Below are 17,658 nucleotides of genomic sequence, written 5' to 3'. Positions count from 1 at the left end.
AGTCACTCTTCAATACTGCCGCCAGCTTTTTCAATTGCTGCACGAGCACCTTTAGTCACGCGCAACCCTTTTAGCTTAAGTGGAGTATCTATTTCTCCAGAAAAAATAACTTTGACTTCGCGAATTGATCGATTGATCAGTCCAGAGTCCTTTAGAGTTTGAAGATCAATACTCTCAGCACCTAAGGCAAGTAATTCATTCAAAGTGACTTGGTCGATAAAACGGGCAACACGTGATTTGAAACCCATTTTCGGCAAGCGGCGTTGAATGGGCATCTGACCGCCTTCGAAATTGATTTTATGAAAACCACCAGCTCGAGCTTTTTGACCTTTATGCCCTTTGCCGCAAGTTTTTCCTAAACCAGAACCTATACCTCTTCCAACTCGAGCTTTTGCTTTACGAGAACCTGGATCTGGTGACAGTGTATTCAAATTCATTTATGCACACTCCTCAACTTGCACGAGGTAATATACAGCATTGATAAGACCTCTAATACAAGGATTATCCTGCTGAATTACGCTGCTGTTTAATTTGCCCAAGCCAAGTTGCTTAACAATCTCGATATGCTTTGGCTTACGGCCAATAGTGCTTTTAACTAAAGTAATTTTAATTTGTTTGCTCATTATTAACCTGCCATCACTTCTTCAACTGACTTACCGCGTTTTGCAGCGACATAATCAGGTGTGCCAATATGGGTAAGGGCATTAATAGTGGCTCGCACAATGTTGCTTGGATTAGTAGAACCAATACTCTTAGCCAGAATATTTTGTACACCCAAAACCTCAAGTACAGCACGCATTGCACCACCAGCTATAATTCCGGTACCTTCGCTAGCAGGTTTCATGAAGACCTTAGACGCACCATAATTCCAGGTAATCTCATGATGAATGGTGTTACCTGACAATGGAATGTAGGTCATGTTCTTTCTAGCTTGATCCATCGCTTTTTGAATAGCAATTGGAACTTCTCTGGCTTTACCACGTCCAAAGCCTACCTTTCCTTTGCCATCACCCACTACCACTAATACGGCAAAGCCAAATACACGACCACCCTTTACTACTTTGGCGGTACGAGTTACAGATACCAACTTTTCTTGATACCCGTCACTTTTTTGGATTTCATCAAATGACATAACCGTTCCTTAAAAATTCAGTCCAGCTTCACGCGCGCCATCAGCCAGAGCTTTGACTCTGCCATGGTATCTATAGCCAGCACGGTCGAAGGAAACTTCAATAATCTTACTTGCTTTAGCTCTTTCACCAAGTAGTTTTCCGACTTGATGAGCTTGTTCAACTTTAGTGCCTGAGAGAGAGGATTTTAACTCTTTGTCCAATGTTGATGAGCAAACAACAACCTTATCACCATTTGCATCACGAACGACAATTTGGCAATAAATATGTGAGCTGCTTCTATGAACCACCAATCTTGGCTTTTCAGGATTCCGCCGTTGAATGGCTTTTGCCTTTAGACCACGTCTTATACGGGCATTCTCTTTATTCTTCATCTCTTACACCTTATTTCTTCTTGGCTTCTTTACGAACAATAACTTCGCCAGCATACTTAACGCCCTTACCCTTATAAGGCTCAGGAGGTCTGAAACCGCGGATTTCAGAAGCAACTTGTCCTAACAATTGCTTATCAATACCACGAATTACAATGGTTGTATTATTTGGTGTTTCAACAGTAACGCCTTGCGGTAAATGATACTCTACCGGATGCGAAAAACCCAAAGACAAGGTTATTGATTTACCACTGGCTTGGGCACGATAACCCACACCTACTAATTCCAGGGTCACATCGAAGCCGGTAGTGACACCTTTCACCATATTATTAACTAAAGCTCGTGTTGTTCCAGCATGAGCCCAAGCATTGGGATCATTGGAAGCCGGCTTAAATTCAATTGTGCTATCGCTTTTACTCACATTAACCAGCTTATTATAGTGCTGAACAAGTGACCCTTTTGGTCCTTTAACGGTTAGGTTATCTTTCCCTATTGTAAGTTCAACATTTGCAGGCAAATGAATTGGGGCTTTTGCTACTCTAGACATATCATTCCTCGCAAGTATTAGGCCACTTCACAAATAATTTCACCGCCAACACCCTGTTTTTTAGCTGCAATATGAGTCATTACTCCCTTGGAAGTAGAAAGAATTGCAACACCAAAACCTGGTACTGAAGATAAATCTTTAGATGATTTATACACTCTTAAACCTGGGCGACTAATACGCAGAATACGCTCAATGACTGGCTTGCCGTGATAGTATTTCAATTGCAATGTGATAGATTTAAGATTGTTCTCAAGAGGTTCTATCGTATAATCTAAAATATAACCTTCTTCTTTTAACACCCTAGCTATTTCTTCTTTCAACTTAGATGAATTCAGGGTAACGCTCTGATGTTTAGCTTGCTGACCATTACGAATTCTAGTCAACATGTCAGCAACAGGATCATGCATACTCACAGTTGTTCTCCATAGAATAAAATTTACCAGCTGGATTTGCGGCCGCCAGTGACATTACCAGTCATTAACTGTTGTCTTAAGCAAATCCTACATAGTTTAAATTTGCGATATACCGCATGAGGGCGACCACATTGCTGGCAACGCGTTGTAAGTCTTACAGGATTTGAATTAATTGGAAGCTTGGCCAACTGAGCTTGTGCTGCCATAATTTCATCAAAATCCGTAGACGATTTAATTAGAATTTTTAACTCTCTTCTTCGCTGAGCATGCTTAGCGACGAGCTTAGCTTTCTTTGCTTCTTTTGCGCGTGTTGATGTCTTAGCCACAATATTTACCCTTATTAGTGTTTTTCCCTGTCCTTCAAAGGCAGGTTGAAGGCTTCTAACAAGGCCTTCGCTTCTTCATTAGTTTTGGCACTTGTAGTGATACAAATGTCCAAACCACGGATTCCGTCAGTTTTATCAAAATCGATCTCAGGGAAGACGATTTGTTCATGGATACCCATGCTGTAATTACCAGTTCCATCAAAGGATTTTGGATTAAGACCACGGAAGTCTCGGACTCGAGGCAAAGTAATGCTAATCAGGCGATCTAGAAATTCATACATTCTTTCGCGTCTTAAAGTTACCTTGCAGCCAATCGGCCACCCTTCACGAATTTTAAATCCAGCAATGGATTTCTTTGCTTTCGTAACTACGGGCTTTTGTCCGGCGATAAGAGTCATGTCCTCTACGGCATGATTCATAATTTTTTTATCACCTACAGCTTCGCCAACACCCATATTTAGTGTAATTTTCAGAATTTTTGGTACTTCCATCACACTTTTATAGCCAAATTTCTTAATCATCATTGGCACGATGTCACTTTTGTAAAAATCTTTCAGTCTAGCCATTTCCGTCACCTAATTAGACAATGTCAATGATTTCATTATTCGATTTGAAATATCTGACTTTGTATTTCTTGCCGTCTTTCTCAATAAATTTAAATCCAATTTTATCTGCTTTTTTGGATATTGGATTGTACAAAGCCACATTGGAAACATCGATTGGGGCTTCGCGAGTGACAATGCCACCTTGCTGATTAATTTGAGGATTTGGCCTTAGATGTTTTTTAATAAGGTTACCACCCTCAACAACGACGGTATTGTCGAGGACTTTTAGTACCTTACCAATGTGATTCTTACTTTTGCCTGTGGTAATGACCACAGTATCACCTGTTCTAATACGCTTCATAACTAATCCTTCTCACAATACTTCAGCAGCCAGAGAGATAATTTTCATGAATCGTTCTCTCAGTTCGCGAGTCACTGGCCCAAAGATACGAGTACCAATAGGCTCATTTTGGTTGTTCAAAAGCACAGCTGCATTACCATCAAAGCGAATCAGTGAGCCATCATCACGACGCACACCTTGGCTTGTTCTTACAACTACGGCTCGCATTACGGCGCCTTTTTTTACTTTACTACGTGGTATTGCATCTTTAATGCTTACTTTAATCACGTCACCAACACGGGCATAGCGCCTATGTGATCCGCCAAGCACCTTGATACACATCACTTTACGTGCTCCGCTATTATCGGCTACGTCGAGCACTGTCTGCATTTGTATCATTATATTCTCCAGCTCTAAATTCGACCAGAAAAAGGCTGCTGATTATATCAGGCCTCTAAGTATTTTAAAAGTAATCAAAAGAATTCTTAGGAAATTACTTCAACTAATACCCAACTTTTCATTTTGGAGAGTGGTCGAGATTCGCGAATTCTTACAATATTTCCAATTTTTCCAACTTGGTTTTCATCATGAGCATGCAATTTGGTTCTGCGCTTCATAATTTTGCCATACTTTGGATGCTTTACAGTACGCTCGATCATGACAACAATGGTTTTTTGCATTTTGTCACTGACGACTTTACCGACTAATGTTCTGGCATTTGTTTCAATATTAGACATGACGCTTTCCTACCTTCTCAGTCAAAATTGTTTTCAGTCTTGCAATACCTTTTCTGACCTGGGTGATAAGATGAGTCTTATCTAAAGAGCCATTAGCTTTTTTCATCCGTAAATTAAATTGCTCTTTTCGCAGTGTGAGCAGTTCGGCTTGCAATTCATCAGGGGTTAATTCTCTTAACTCTTTAATGTTTTTCATTACATCACCTCACGCTCTGCAAAAATTACTTTGAAAGGTAATTTCGCTTTGGCTAAATTAAATGCTTCCATAGCCAACTCTTTACTGACACCTTCCATTTCAAACAAGACCTTTCCTGGTTGAATTTGGGCTACCCAATATTCAACACTACCTTTACCCTTACCTTGGCGAACTTCAAGAGGCTTTTGAGTGATTGGTTTATCAGGGAATACACGTATCCAAATTTTACCACCACGTTTGATGTGACGAGTCATTGCTCTACGGGCAGCTTCAATTTGTCGTGCAGTCAAACGACCTCTTTCCAGTGCCTTTAAACCAAATTCACCAAAGCTAATTTTTGAACCTCTTTGAGCCAAACCACGGTTTCGGCCCTTCATCTGCTTACGAAATTTCGTACGTTTTGGCTGTAACATAACTTAATTCCTCACTTACTTAGCGTTATCAGCTTTGCGATTCTTCTGAGGAAGAACTTCGCCTTTGAAGATCCACACTTTAACGCCAATAATTCCATAGGTGGTTTTTGCTTCAGCAGTACCATAGTCAACATCGGCACGGAAAGTATGTAGAGGAACTCGTCCTTCGCGATACCATTCACTACGAGCAATCTCGGCACCGCCCAATCGGCCACTAACACAGATTTTAATGCCTTTTGCACCAGCCTTCATTGCAGAAGTAACCGCACGCTTCATAGCCCGTCTGAACATAACGCGTTGCTCAAGCTGTTGAGCAATGCCTTCAGCGACTAAAGTTGAATCCAACTCTGGCTTACGCACTTCTTCAATGTTCAGATGAACAGGAACACCTAGCTTTGAAGCAATTTCATTTCTCAATGCTTCAATACCGCCACCTTTTTTACCGATAATTACACCTGGGCGTGCAGTTTGAATGGTAACTACCGCATTACTGGCAGGACGCTCAATGCGAATTTTGCTGACAGCAGCTGCCATTAACTTTTTCTTCAGGTATTTACGAAGATCGATATCTTGATTTAAAAGTTGGGCGTAATTCTTACTGGCGTACCATTTGGAATTCCAATCTTGAACGATACCTAATCTTATACCTATTGGGTTTACTTTCTGTCCCATCGCTATTCCTCGTCAGATACTTTGATTGTGATGTGGCAGTTGCGCTTACAAATGCGATTAGCTCGGCCTTTTGCACGAGGGCTAATACGCTTTAAAGTAGCAGCCTCATCAACGCAAACCATACCAACTTTCAACTCGTCGATATCTGCAGCATTATTATTCTCTGCACTGGCAATAGCAGATTCTAATAATTTAAGCATGAGCTGAGCACCTTTCTTGGGTGTGAACTTCAGGATATCAATAGCATCTGAAACGTCTTTTTTGCGAATCATGTCAGCGATCAACCTGCCTTTCTGCGCAGAAAGTGGTGCATTTTTTAGTTTTGCTGTTACTTGCATCTTTTGCCTCTTACTTACCTTTGGCTTTTCTGTCACCAGAATGGCCTTTGAATGTACGAGTCATGGCAAACTCACCTAATTTATGGCCAACCATATTATCAGTAATATAAACTGGTACATGATCTTTGCCATTGTGAACTGCGATTGTGAGATCAATCATCTCTGGTACAATCGTAGAGCGTCTAGACCAAGTTTTGATTGGTTTTTTGGACTTGGATTCAATCGCCGCTTCAACTTTTTTTAGTAAGTGGTGATCGACAAAAGGACCTTTTCTTATAGAACGTGCCACCTTGATATCCTCTTAGCTAATTATTTCTTCTTACGTCGTCTGACGATAAAACGATCAGTACGCTTGTTACTTCGCGTCTTATACCCTTTTGTGGGAATACCCCATGGCGTTACCGGATGGCGACCACCAGAAGTTCTACCTTCACCTCCACCGTGTGGGTGATCTACTGGGTTCATAGCAACACCACGAACTGTGGGTCGAATTCCTCGCCAGCGCTTAGCACCTGCTTTACCAAGAGCACGCAAGCTATGTTCGCTATTGCTTACTTCGCCAATTACCGCTCTGCAAGAACTTAAGACCTTACGCATTTCACCTGAGCGCAATTTTAAAGTTGCATAAGAACCTTCTTTAGCAACAATTTGACCACTGCAACCTGCGCTTCTAAGCATTTGAGCACCACGACCCGGCTTGAGCTCAACACAGTGAATTGTAGTACCTACTGGAATATTTCTTAACGGCAAGCAATTTCCAGTGCTAATGGGAGAATCTTCACCACTAACAATGCGGTCACCTGCTTCTAGTCCGGAAGGTGCGATAATGTAGCGTCGTTCACCATCTTTGTAAACTACTAATGCAATTAAAGCTGAACGGTTTGGATCATATTCAAGTCTTTCAACTCGCGCCTCAATACCATCCTTATCTCGTTTAAAATCGATTAAACGGTATTTAGAGCGAACACCTCCACCAATGTGGCGTACGGTGATGCGGCCTTGGTTATTACGTCCACCCGTTTTATTTAATTTTTCAACCAGGCCAGCATAAGGCTGTCCTTTATGAATATTGTGATGGACAACTCGAATTTCACCACGTTTTCCTGGTGATGTAGGTTTAGATTTTAATAATGCCATCTTAATCCGCCTTATTCAGTCACGGTAAAGTCAATGTCATAATTTTCTTGCAAAGAGACAAACGCTTTTTTCCAGTCGCTTCTTTTACCGGCTATTTGCTTAAAGCGTTTTCTTTTACCTTTCACATTCATTACTGACACAGATTTTACTTTGACATTAAAAAGCTGCTCTACAGCTTGTTTAATTTCTTGCTTAGTAGCAGTCTTTAGTACTTTAAAAGTAAATTGTTTGTACTTATCTGCCATTACAGTCGCTTTTTCAGAGGTATGCGGTGCACGCAGAACTGTTAAAATATATTCAGCATTCATTGTAACTGCTCCTCTAAAATCTTAATGGCACTTTCAGTCATTAACACTTTCTCAAAACGCAACAGACTTACTGGATCTAATGCTGCTACGTCACAAATATCAAACTCGATAAGGTTACGAGAAGCGAGGTATTCATACTCGCCAACTTCATGCATTACGATTAAGGCATTTTGTAACTCGAGTTCACCCATCTTTTTGAGAAAATCCTTTGTGCGATGAGATTCGCAATGAAAATCACTCACTACAACAAGACTTCCCGTACGATGAAGCTCGGAAATTATACTACGCAATGCGCGTTTGTACATTTTTTTATTAATTTTTTGGCTGTAATCTCTTTTTTTAGAGGCAAAGGTAACCCCACCAGAGCGCCAAAGTGGGCTACGAATGGTTCCAGCGCGAGCCCGACCGGTTCCTTTCTGACGCCAAGGCTTTTTCCCACCGCCACGAACTTCAGAACGAGTCTTTTGTGCACTATTGCCACTGCGAGCGTTATTCATGAAGGTTACTACCGCTTGGTGAATAAGACCTTCATTATAACGATAGCCAAATATCTCTTCGTTAACGTCTAATTTGGCATTTGTGTCTTTAGTTTGAATTTCCATCATTTGCCACCTTTCTTCTTAACAGCGGGCCGAACTTCGACTCTTGCACCAGGGCAGCCAGGAATAGCGCCTTTAATCAATAATAAATTTCGTTCTGAATCTACACGAACCAACTCTAAAGTTTGAGTAGTGCAGCGTACATTACCCAAGTGGCCGGCCATTTTTTTACCTTTAAAAACACGGCCAGGTGTTTGGTTCTGCCCGATAGAACCAGGAACACGGTGAGAACGTGAGTTACCGTGAGTGGCATCTTGCATACCAAAGTTATGGCGTTTAACTGTACCAGCAAAGCCCTTACCTTTGGATTTAGCAGCTACGTCAACAAACTGACCATCACTAAAAACATCTTGGACAGAGATGGTTTGACCCGCTGTAAATTCATCGATTGCGTCTACACGGAATTCACAAATCATATCACCGGCATCAATCTCAGCCTTAGCAAAGTGACCTGCTAAAGGTTTGGATACATTGCTGGCTTTTTTCATCCCACCAGTTAACTGAATTGCTGTGTAACCATCGTTTTCCATGGTCTTAATTTGTGACACGCGGTTAGGAAGAATCTCTACAACAGAGACTGGTATTGAAATACCAGCATCTGTAAACACACGTGTCATACCGATTTTACGGCCTAATAACCCAATCGTCATTCTAACACCTCGTTAATAACCTTTGCCCTGATGGCTTATTCATCATCCAGGCTAATCTGCACGTCGACCCCAGCAGCCAGATCAAGTTTCATTAGCGCATCCACAGTTTTCTCAGTTGGGTGCACAATAACAACCAAACGCTTGTGAGTTCGAATTTCATATTGATCACGCGCATCTTTATTGACGTGTGGCGAAATCAACACCGTAAATTTTTCTTTCTTAATGGGCAAAGGTATAGGTCCACGCAATTGTGCGCCTGTACGTTTTGCGGTTTCAACAATCTCACGAATTGAAGAATCAATTAGCCGATGGTCGAACGATTTAAGACGTATTTTAATATTTTGATTGTTGCTCATTATTATCACTCAATGATTTTTGCGACTACACCGGCACCAACTGTGCGGCCACCTTCACGAATCGCGAAACGTAAACCTTCGTCCATAGCAATGGGTGAATGCAAGCTGACAGTCATTTGGACGTTGTCTCCTGGCATTACCATCTCTACTCCACTTGGCAATTCGCATGACCCGGTCACGTCAGTCGTTCTGAAATAAAATTGGGGACGGTAACCATTGAAAAATGGTGTATGTCGACCACCTTCATCTTTTGACAATACGTATACTTCAGCCTCAAATTTCGTGTGCGGCTTAATTGTACCTGGTTTTGCCAATACTTGACCACGCTCCACTTCATCACGCTTCGTTCCACGTAATAAAACACCTACGTTGTCTCCAGCTCGACCTTCGTCCAGAAGTTTTCTAAACATCTCGACGCCTGTGCAAGTTGTCTTTTGTGTATCTCGTATCCCTACAATCTCAACTTCCTCACCAACTTTGACGATTCCGCTCTCAACCCGTCCTGTTACTACCGTTCCACGTCCTGAAATCGAAAATACGTCTTCAATTGGCAATAAAAATGGCTTGTCAATGTTTCTTACTGGCTCAGGAATGTATGAGTCCATGGTCTCAACCAGCTTCTCAATAGCCGGAACACCAATCTCACTCGTATCTCCTTCCAATGCCTTCAACGCAGAACCAACAACAATTGGAATATCATCACCAGGAAATTCATAGCTGCTCAGCAAATCCCGAACTTCCATCTCTACCAATTCCAACAACTCCGGATCATCTACCATGTCCGCTTTGTTCATGAATACAACAATGTAAGGTACACCTACCTGGCGTGACAAAAGAATGTGTTCTCTCGTCTGTGGCATGGGGCCATCTGCTGCTGATACCACCAATATTGCTCCATCCATCTGCGCAGCACCTGTAATCATGTTCTTTACATAGTCCGCGTGGCCTGGGCAATCCACATGAGCGTAGTGACGATTGGCTGATTCGTACTCAACGTGCGCTGTCGATATCGTAATCCCGCGCTCACGCTCTTCCGGTGCAGCATCAATTTGATCGTATGCTTTTGCTGTTCCGCCAAACTTCTTTGCCATAATCGTTGTAATAGCCGCTGTCAGCGTGGTCTTACCATGGTCTACGTGACCAATCGTTCCCACGTTTACGTGTGGCTTCTTACGCTCAAATTTTTCCTTCGCCATTTCAAATACCTCGTTAACTTTTATTGTTTCTTAATGATTGCTTCAGCAATGTTTGTTGGTGCTTCTGCATATCGCGAAAATTCCATAGAGTATGTTGCACGACCTTGAGTTGCAGAACGAAGATCCGTAGCGTAACCAAACATTTCAGCAAGAGGAACTTCCGCTCGTACGATTTTACCAGCGGGAGAATCTTCCATGCCTTGAACCATACCTCTTCTACGATTGAGGTCACCCATTACATCACCCATGTAATCTTCAGGGGTAACTACTTCAACTTGCATTATCGGCTCAAGTAAAACAGGCTTCGCTTTCAACGCACCTTGCTTAAAGCACTGTGAACCAGCAATCTTAAATGCCATTTCGCTTGAGTCAACTTCGTGGAAAGACCCATCAAACAGGGTAACTTTAACATCCACTACAGGATAACCAGCGATTACGCCATTTTGGAGTTGCTCTTGTACACCTTTATCAACCGCAGGAATGTATTCCTTAGGAATAACACCACCAACGATAGCATTTACGAACTCATAACCAGCACCTGGTTCCTGAGGTTCAATTTTTAGCCATACGTGACCATATTGACCACGACCACCAGATTGACGAACAAATTTACCTTCTTGTTCAACGGCACTTTTAATGGTTTCACGATAGGCAACTTGTGGTTTACCAACGTTCGCTTCCACATTAAATTCACGCTTCATGCGATCAACAATAATTTCAAGGTGCAGTTCCCCCATACCTTGAATAATTGTTTGTCCAGACTCTTCATCAGTATGAACGCGAAATGAAGGGTCTTCCTGTGCTAGCTTTCCTAAAGCTATCGACATTTTTTCCTGGTCAGCTTTAGTTTTGGGCTCAACAGCAACGGCAATAACCGGATCGGGAAAATCCATGCGCTCAAGAGTGACTACATGATTCACATCACAAAGAGTATCGCCGGTGGTCACTGTTTTAAGTCCCACAGCTGCAGCTATGTCACCTGCTTTTACTTCTTTAATTTCTTCACGAGAATTAGCATGCATTTGCAACAGGCGGCCAATTCTCTCTTTTTTGCCTTTAACAGGGTTGTACACGGTGTCACCACTTTTCAGCACACCAGAATACACTCTGAAATAGGTTAATGTCCCAACAAAGGGGTCCGTTGCAATCTTGAAAGCCAAAGCAGCAAAGGGTTCATCATAAGATGTTTTACGATGAATTTCATTACCATCTTCATCCACACCACGGACATCTGGAATATCTACAGGAGAAGGTAAATATTCAATTACCCCATCAAGAACAGCCTGTACGCCTTTATTTTTAAAGGCTGAACCACAGAATACAGGAACAATTTCATTATTAATGGTTCTTTGACGCAGTGCTGTTTTAATTTCCTCTTCGGTAAGTTCCTCACCTTCGAGGTATTTTTCCATTAGCACTTCAGTAGCTTCAGCAGCGGCTTCAATGATTTTGGCACGATATTCTTTGCATTGAGCAAGCAATTCCGAAGGAATGTCTTTGTACTCAAAACTCATTCCCTTGGATTCTTCGTCCCAGTGAATGGCTTTCATTTTAATTAAATCGATCACTCCAAGAAAGGAATCTTCTGCACCAATGGGTAATTGCACAACAACCGGATTGGAGCCTAAGCGTTGCTTAATTTGCTCAACAACTCTTAAGAAGTTTGCACCCATTCTATCCATCTTGTTAACAAATACGATGCGTGGGACACCATATTTATCAGACTGACGCCATACTGTTTCTGATTGAGGCTCTACGCCAGAAACAGAATCAAATACCACAATAGCCCCGTCGAGAACACGCAATGACCGCTCCACTTCGATCATAAAATCAACGTGACCAGGGGTATCAATGATATTAATACGATGGCGCTGGTAGTTCTTATCCATACCTGACCAGTAGCAGGTTGTTGCTGCTGAAGTAATGGTAATGCCGCGCTCCTGCTCCTGAACCATCCAGTCCATAGTTGCAGCACCGTCATGCACTTCACCCATCTTGTGCGACATGCCTGTATAAAACAGAACGCGCTCAGTAGTGGTGGTCTTTCCAGCATCAACGTGAGCGGCAATACCAATGTTTCTGTATAGTTCTAATGGAGTAGACACGACTTACCTCACTTTAATTCCATCTAAAATGTGCAAATGCCTGGTTCGCTTTTGCCATTTTATGAGTATCTTCACGCTTCTTAACAGCAGAACCTTTATTCTCATAAGCGTCCATCAATTCTCCGGCCAGACGCAACATCATGCCTTTCTCTCCGCGAGAGCGGGCAGCTTGAACAATCCAACGCATTCCCAATGCAATGCTTCTGTCGGTACGAACTTCAACAGGGACTTGATAGGTTGCTCCGCCTACACGACGTGAGCGTACTTCAACACTGGGTCTTACATTATCAAGAGCTTGCTCAAAATAACGAAGAACAGTTTCACTGCTTCTGCCAGTGCTGCCTTCTTCACCTTCTTCATCAGCTTTACGACTCTTTTTCACGCGCTCATTCATCAGTTCCAAAGCACCGTAAATAACTTTTTCGGCGATAGACTTCTTACCACTGATCATGAGCACATTAATAAACTTGGCAAGCAATTCACTATGATGCTTTGGATCGGGCAAAATCTCGCGTTTGGGGACTTCTCTTCTTCTTGGCATATCTAGTTCCTACAATCAGATTATTTCTTATCTTTTGGTTTCTTTGTACCGTACTTAGAACGACCTTGTTTACGATCGTTAACTCCGGAGGTATCCAAGCTACCGCGAACGGTGTGATAACGCACCCCAGGCAAGTCTTTTACCCGGCCGCCACGAATCAGCACTACAGAGTGCTCCTGCAAATTATGTCCTTCACCGCCGATATAAGATGTAACCTCGAAACCATTAGTCAAACGAACACGAGCAACCTTACGCATAGCTGAGTTAGGCTTTTTAGGTGTAGTGGTATATACACGGGTGCAAACACCACGGCGTTGTGGGCATGATTCCAATGCGGGGACGTTACTTTTCTTTTTAGCATCCACACGAGGCTTTCTTACTAACTGGTTAATAGTAGCCATTTATTCTTAACTCCGAACTTTCACTTGTCTATATTTCGAATGCATAAGGAGGCCGGATTCTATATAGGTACGGCGGGTTTGTCAAGTTTAGACCCGCCGTAAACATAGATCTCATTAATGATCGTGGTGATCTGCATTAAGCGCTTCACTTAATGCATGCTCCACATCACTAGCAGTCACCGTATGCGTGCTATGCTCAGTACTTGCAGCTCTAGCGCGTTTTGCCTTACGACCTTGATGGTAAGCGTAGCCTGTTCCAGCTGGAATTAAGCGTCCCACCATCACGTTTTCTTTTAACCCACGTAAATCATCGACTTTTCCACTTACAGCCGCCTCCGTCAGAACACGAGTAGTTTCCTGGAATGAAGCAGCAGAAATGAAGGATTCCGTCGCCAATGATGCCTTGGTGATACCAAGAAGTATGGGCGTACCTTGAGCAACTTGTTTGCCTTCAGCGCTAAGCTTATCATTTTCTTGCAACATTACGCTTTCTTCAATTTGCTCACCAACCAAGAATTTGGAATCGCCAGCTGAGGTAATGATACGCTTACGCAACATTTGTCTCACTATGACTTCAATGTGCTTATCGTTGATTTTAACCCCTTGTAAACGATAAACGTCTTGAACTTCATTTACAATGTAATTGGCCAAGGCTCCAACACCCAGCAAGCGTAGAATGTCATGCGGATTCAATGGACCATCAGCAATTACTTCCCCACGTTCAACATGCTCACCCTCAAATACAGAGATATGACGCCATTTTGGTATCAGTTCCTCATGAGATTCATACTCGGATGCAGTGATAATCAACCGTCTCTTACCTTTAGTCTCTTTACCGAAGTTGACTAAACCAGAGATCTCGGCCATAACGGCTGCATCTTTGGGTTTTCTTGCTTCAAACAGGTCAGCTACCCGAGGTAGACCCCCGGTAATATCACGTGTTTTAGAACGTTCTTGAGGAATACGTGCAATAACATCCCCAACACCTACCGCACTGCCATCTTCAAAATTAATAATGGCATCAACCGGCAAATAATACTGTGCAGGGACATTTGTACCGGCAAGATAAATATCATCACCGTCATCGGAAACCAATTTCACCATCGGACGCAAATCACGACCGGCAGAAGTGCGTTGCTTAGCATCGGTAACTACGATGTTGCTCAAACCTGTTAATTCATCCGTTTGGCGGTTCATCGTCATGCCTTCAATCAAATCGACGAATTTCAACCTACCACTTACTTCAGAAATAACTGGGTGAGTATGCGGATCCCAGGTGGCAATTATTTGGCCTGCTTCGGCGGACGTATTGTCATGTACAGATAAGACGGCTCCATATGGCAGCTTATAGCGTTCACGCTCACGGCCAAAATCATCAACGACAGACACTTCTCCTGAACGAGATACGGCCACTAAGTTGCCGCCCTCTTGCGACACAGTCTTGATGTTATGCAGACGAATAATACCTTTATTCTTAATCTGAATGTTATTTGCTGCAGTTGCTCTAGATGCTGCACCTCCGATATGGAAGGTACGCATGGTTAGCTGAGTTCCTGGTTCCCCGATGGATTGCGCTGCGATAATACCGACGGCTTCACCCGTATTCACCAAATGCCCGCGGGCCAGATCACGACCATAGCATTTGGCACAAAGTCCAAATCGGGTTTCACAGGTAATTGGAGAACGGACATGGACTTGGTCCACACCAAATCTCTCAAGTTTTTCCACCCAATCTTCATCGAGTAAAGTACCTGCTGTAACAATTGGTTCTTGTTGATTTGGAATGTATACATCCGTTGCCACAACTCGTCCCAGTACCCGTTCGTGTAACGGTTCAACGATGTCACCGCCCTCAATGAGAGGTTGCATCAGGATACCATGTTCTGTGCCGCAATCGTCTTCGGTAATGACAACGTCTTGGGCAACATCCACCAAGCGGCGGGTCAAGTAACCTGAGTTTGCCGTTTTTAACGCGGTATCAGCAAGACCTTTACGAGCACCGTGAGTGGAAATGAAGTATTGGAATACATTCAATCCTTCTCTAAAGTTCGCAGTAATTGGTGTTTCAATAATTGAGCCGTCTGGGGCTGCCATCAATCCACGCATTCCAGCAAGCTGTCTAATCTGCGCTGCAGAGCCCCGCGCTCCTGAGTCTGCCATCATAAAGATAGGGTTAAATGACTCTTGTCTTACTGTTTTACCATCGCGGGTAGCCACTTCTTCCGTAGCAATTTTGGCCATCATTGATTTAGCAACCATTTCATTGGTACGTGACCAAATATCGATGACTTTATTGTAGCGCTCGCCATTGGTTACCAAACCTGAACGATATTGAGCTTCAATCTCACGAACCTCATTGTCAGCTTGCTCAATAATGGCGGCTTTATCATCAGGAATTTCCATATCTTCAATCCCAATGGAAGCACCGGCGCGCGTAGCAAATTTAAAGCCGGTGTACATCAATTGGTCTGCAAAAATAACCGTTTCCTTCAAGCCAAATTTTCGATAGCAAGTGTCAACCACTTTAGAAATGGCTTTTTTCGTCATTGGCCTGTTAATTAAGGTGAATGACATGCCCTTAGGTAAAATGTCTGAAAGAATCGCGCGACCGACGGTGGTATCAACCAAGTGATAGCCTTCAGCATCTTCACGCGGCATCCGTATTTTTACCTTGGCATGAATATCAACATAGCCCGCTTCATAGAAATTTTGCGCCTCTTGAGGGCTGGCAAATATTTTGCCCTCACCTGGAGCATTGATTCTTTCGCGAGTGAGATAATAAAGTCCTAAAACAACGTCCTGACTGGGAACAATAATCGGCTCACCGCTTGCAGGAGAAAGAATATTGTTCGTTGACATCATCAATGAACGCGCTTCCAGCTGGGCCTCAAGGGTAAGGGGTACGTGTACTGCCATTTGGTCACCATCGAAGTCAGCGTTATATGCTGTACAAACCAATGGATGAAGTTGTATGGCTTTACCTTCAATCAAGACGGGTTCGAATGCTTGAATACCCAGTCTGTGCAATGTTGGGGCTCGGTTTAATAAGATTGGATGTTCACGAATGACATCATCCAAAATATCCCAAACGACTGGGTCTTCGCGCTCCACCATTTTCTTGGCAGCTTTAATGGTCGTTGCCAAGCCTCTAAATTCCAGCTTGCTAAAGATAAACGGTTTAAACAGCTCAAGAGCCATTTTCTTCGGCAATCCGCATTGATGCAATCTTAAAGTTGGACCAACTACGATTACTGAACGCCCTGAATAATCCACGCGTTTACCAAGAAGATTTTGACGGAACCGACCCTGCTTACCTTTAATCATGTCAGCCAGAGATTTCAATGGACGCTTGTTGGTTCCTGTAATCGCACGACCACGGCGGCCGTTATCCAGCAATGCGTCTACTGACTCTTGCAGCATGCGTTTTTCATTACGCACGATAATATCAGGCGCATTTAGATCAAGCAGTCTTTTGAGGCGATTATTTCGGTTAATGACACGGCGGTACAAATCATTCAAATCCGATGTTGCGAAACGTCCGCCATCCAAAGGTACCAATGGACGTAAGTCAGGCGGTAGGACGGGCAAGACATCCATAATCATCCACTCTGGCTTATTGCCAGACTCTTGAAACGCTTCAAGCAATTTCAATCGTTTAGTGATTTTCTTGATCTTGGTCTCTGAATTAGTCGTTGGAAGTTCCTCGCGTAATGTGCGGATTTCTTCTTCCAAGTCAATTTGCCGAAGCAGATCGCGAATGGCTTCTGCACCCATGCGGGCATCAAATTCATCACCATACTGCTCCATGGCGTCAAGATAAGCTTCGTCATTTAACAATTGGCCGCGTTCGAGTTCAGTCATTCCAGGATCGACGACTACAAATGCTTCAAAATATAAAACGCGTTCAATGTCACGCAGCGTCATATCAAGCAGCAAACCAATACGAGAAGGCAATGACTTAAGGAACCATATATGAGCAACCGGGCTGGCTAACTCAATATGGCCCATACGCTCACGACGTACTTTTGCCAGCGCCAGTTCAACACCGCACTTCTCACATATGACACCACGATGCTTAAGACGCTTATATTTACCGCATAAACATTCGTAGTCTTTGATGGGACCAAATGTTTTAGCGCAGAACAATCCATCACGCTCGGGTTTAAATGTACGATAATTAATCGTCTCAGGCTTCTTAACCTCGCCATAGGACCATGAGCGAATTAAATCAGGTGAAGCAAGAGCAATTTTAATAGCATCAAACTCTTCACTTTGGCCTTGCTGTTTGAGAATACCAAGCAAATCACTCATCACCGGTGGTTTTTTCATTGGTTCTA

The 17,658-nt window shown here is 43.0% G+C and carries 26 protein-coding genes; all 26 read right to left on the bottom strand.

The window, feature by feature from the left end; genetic code table 11:
• Positions 1-2 precede the first annotated feature (2 nt).
• The 26 genes from rplO to rpoC all read right to left on the bottom strand — a co-directional run bounded on the left by rplO (position 3) and on the right by rpoC (position 17,632).
• Positions 3-437, bottom strand: coding sequence for a 50S ribosomal protein L15 (gene rplO, locus EL203_RS01355; RefSeq protein ID WP_058471366.1), 435 nt, complete (start codon positions 435-437; stop codon positions 3-5).
• Positions 438-623: a 50S ribosomal protein L30 gene (gene rpmD, locus EL203_RS01350; RefSeq protein ID WP_058471367.1), complete on the bottom strand. Its 186-nt coding sequence runs from the start codon at positions 621-623 to the stop codon at positions 438-440. It abuts the gene before it with no gap.
• A gap of 2 nt (positions 624-625) precedes the next feature.
• Complete coding sequence (gene rpsE / locus EL203_RS01345; RefSeq protein ID WP_058471368.1) at positions 626-1,132, bottom strand: 30S ribosomal protein S5; 507 nt, start codon at positions 1,130-1,132, stop codon at positions 626-628.
• A 9-nt stretch (positions 1,133-1,141) separates the two neighbouring features.
• Entirely contained in the window at positions 1,142-1,504 is a 363-nt protein-coding gene (gene rplR, locus EL203_RS01340; protein WP_058471369.1) for a 50S ribosomal protein L18, read from the bottom strand.
• 10 nt (positions 1,505-1,514) lie between these two features.
• The gene (gene rplF / locus EL203_RS01335; protein ID WP_058471370.1) at positions 1,515-2,048 is read right to left on the bottom strand and encodes a 50S ribosomal protein L6; all 534 of its coding nucleotides are present in this window, start codon (positions 2,046-2,048) and stop codon (positions 1,515-1,517) included.
• A gap of 17 nt (positions 2,049-2,065) precedes the next feature.
• Complete coding sequence (rpsH, locus tag EL203_RS01330) at positions 2,066-2,455, bottom strand: 30S ribosomal protein S8 (protein WP_197723128.1); 390 nt, start codon at positions 2,453-2,455, stop codon at positions 2,066-2,068.
• A gap of 29 nt (positions 2,456-2,484) precedes the next feature.
• Positions 2,485-2,787 carry a 30S ribosomal protein S14 gene (gene rpsN, locus EL203_RS01325; protein WP_058471372.1) on the bottom strand — a complete coding sequence of 101 codons (303 nt, stop codon included), beginning with the start codon at positions 2,785-2,787 and terminating at the stop codon, positions 2,485-2,487.
• A gap of 14 nt (positions 2,788-2,801) precedes the next feature.
• Positions 2,802-3,353: a 50S ribosomal protein L5 gene (gene rplE / locus EL203_RS01320; RefSeq protein WP_058471373.1), complete on the bottom strand. Its 552-nt coding sequence runs from the start codon at positions 3,351-3,353 to the stop codon at positions 2,802-2,804.
• A gap of 13 nt (positions 3,354-3,366) precedes the next feature.
• Positions 3,367-3,693 (bottom strand): 50S ribosomal protein L24, encoded by a 327-nt coding sequence (rplX, locus tag EL203_RS01315; protein ID WP_058471374.1) that lies wholly within the window; start codon positions 3,691-3,693, stop codon positions 3,367-3,369.
• A gap of 12 nt (positions 3,694-3,705) precedes the next feature.
• Complete coding sequence (gene rplN, locus EL203_RS01310) at positions 3,706-4,071, bottom strand: 50S ribosomal protein L14 (protein WP_028373288.1); 366 nt, start codon at positions 4,069-4,071, stop codon at positions 3,706-3,708.
• 86 nt (positions 4,072-4,157) lie between these two features.
• Positions 4,158-4,409: a 30S ribosomal protein S17 gene (gene rpsQ, locus EL203_RS01305; RefSeq protein WP_058471375.1), complete on the bottom strand. Its 252-nt coding sequence runs from the start codon at positions 4,407-4,409 to the stop codon at positions 4,158-4,160.
• The gene (gene rpmC / locus EL203_RS01300) at positions 4,402-4,605 is read right to left on the bottom strand and encodes a 50S ribosomal protein L29 (protein ID WP_058471376.1); all 204 of its coding nucleotides are present in this window, start codon (positions 4,603-4,605) and stop codon (positions 4,402-4,404) included. The genes rpsQ and rpmC overlap by 8 nt, the downstream gene beginning before the upstream one ends.
• Positions 4,605-5,018: a 50S ribosomal protein L16 gene (gene rplP / locus EL203_RS01295; RefSeq protein ID WP_058471377.1), complete on the bottom strand. Its 414-nt coding sequence runs from the start codon at positions 5,016-5,018 to the stop codon at positions 4,605-4,607. Before rplP ends, rpmC begins: the two co-directional genes overlap by 1 nt.
• A gap of 15 nt (positions 5,019-5,033) precedes the next feature.
• Complete coding sequence (rpsC, locus tag EL203_RS01290; protein ID WP_058471378.1) at positions 5,034-5,690, bottom strand: 30S ribosomal protein S3; 657 nt, start codon at positions 5,688-5,690, stop codon at positions 5,034-5,036.
• 2 nt (positions 5,691-5,692) lie between these two features.
• The gene (gene rplV, locus EL203_RS01285; RefSeq protein WP_058471379.1) at positions 5,693-6,028 is read right to left on the bottom strand and encodes a 50S ribosomal protein L22; all 336 of its coding nucleotides are present in this window, start codon (positions 6,026-6,028) and stop codon (positions 5,693-5,695) included.
• 10 nt (positions 6,029-6,038) lie between these two features.
• The gene (gene rpsS, locus EL203_RS01280; protein WP_058471380.1) at positions 6,039-6,317 is read right to left on the bottom strand and encodes a 30S ribosomal protein S19; all 279 of its coding nucleotides are present in this window, start codon (positions 6,315-6,317) and stop codon (positions 6,039-6,041) included.
• Between the two features lie 20 nt (positions 6,318-6,337).
• Positions 6,338-7,165: a 50S ribosomal protein L2 gene (gene rplB / locus EL203_RS01275; RefSeq protein WP_058471381.1), complete on the bottom strand. Its 828-nt coding sequence runs from the start codon at positions 7,163-7,165 to the stop codon at positions 6,338-6,340.
• Positions 7,166-7,176: 11 nt separating this feature from the next.
• The gene (rplW, locus tag EL203_RS01270; protein ID WP_058471382.1) at positions 7,177-7,473 is read right to left on the bottom strand and encodes a 50S ribosomal protein L23; all 297 of its coding nucleotides are present in this window, start codon (positions 7,471-7,473) and stop codon (positions 7,177-7,179) included.
• Positions 7,470-8,075 (bottom strand): 50S ribosomal protein L4, encoded by a 606-nt coding sequence (rplD, locus tag EL203_RS01265; protein WP_058471383.1) that lies wholly within the window; start codon positions 8,073-8,075, stop codon positions 7,470-7,472. The genes rplW and rplD overlap by 4 nt, the downstream gene beginning before the upstream one ends.
• A complete protein-coding gene (gene rplC, locus EL203_RS01260) occupies positions 8,075-8,722 on the bottom strand; it encodes a 50S ribosomal protein L3 (protein WP_058471384.1) in 648 nt (215 codons plus the stop codon). The genes rplD and rplC overlap by 1 nt, the downstream gene beginning before the upstream one ends.
• A gap of 35 nt (positions 8,723-8,757) precedes the next feature.
• Entirely contained in the window at positions 8,758-9,078 is a 321-nt protein-coding gene (gene rpsJ, locus EL203_RS01255; protein ID WP_058471385.1) for a 30S ribosomal protein S10, read from the bottom strand.
• 5 nt (positions 9,079-9,083) lie between these two features.
• Positions 9,084-10,274: an elongation factor Tu gene (tuf, locus tag EL203_RS01250; RefSeq protein WP_064108440.1), complete on the bottom strand. Its 1,191-nt coding sequence runs from the start codon at positions 10,272-10,274 to the stop codon at positions 9,084-9,086.
• Positions 10,275-10,294: 20 nt separating this feature from the next.
• Positions 10,295-12,379, bottom strand: a complete 2,085-nt coding sequence (gene fusA / locus EL203_RS01245; RefSeq protein WP_058469923.1) for an elongation factor G — start codon at positions 12,377-12,379, stop codon at positions 10,295-10,297.
• Between the two features lie 13 nt (positions 12,380-12,392).
• Positions 12,393-12,920, bottom strand: coding sequence for a 30S ribosomal protein S7 (gene rpsG, locus EL203_RS01240; RefSeq protein ID WP_058469922.1), 528 nt, complete (start codon positions 12,918-12,920; stop codon positions 12,393-12,395).
• Between the two features lie 20 nt (positions 12,921-12,940).
• Positions 12,941-13,321: a 30S ribosomal protein S12 gene (gene rpsL / locus EL203_RS01235; protein ID WP_045098305.1), complete on the bottom strand. Its 381-nt coding sequence runs from the start codon at positions 13,319-13,321 to the stop codon at positions 12,941-12,943.
• A 114-nt stretch (positions 13,322-13,435) separates the two neighbouring features.
• Positions 13,436-17,632, bottom strand: coding sequence for a DNA-directed RNA polymerase subunit beta' (gene rpoC / locus EL203_RS01230; protein WP_064108438.1), 4,197 nt, complete (start codon positions 17,630-17,632; stop codon positions 13,436-13,438).
• Positions 17,633-17,658: the final 26 nt, after the last annotated feature.

The organism is Legionella jordanis, from assembly GCF_900637635.1.
Classification (GTDB): Bacteria; Pseudomonadota; Gammaproteobacteria; order Legionellales; family Legionellaceae; genus Tatlockia; species Tatlockia jordanis.
Note: the sequence above shows the minus strand (reverse complement) of the source record. Positions and strands in the feature narration are given on the sequence as shown.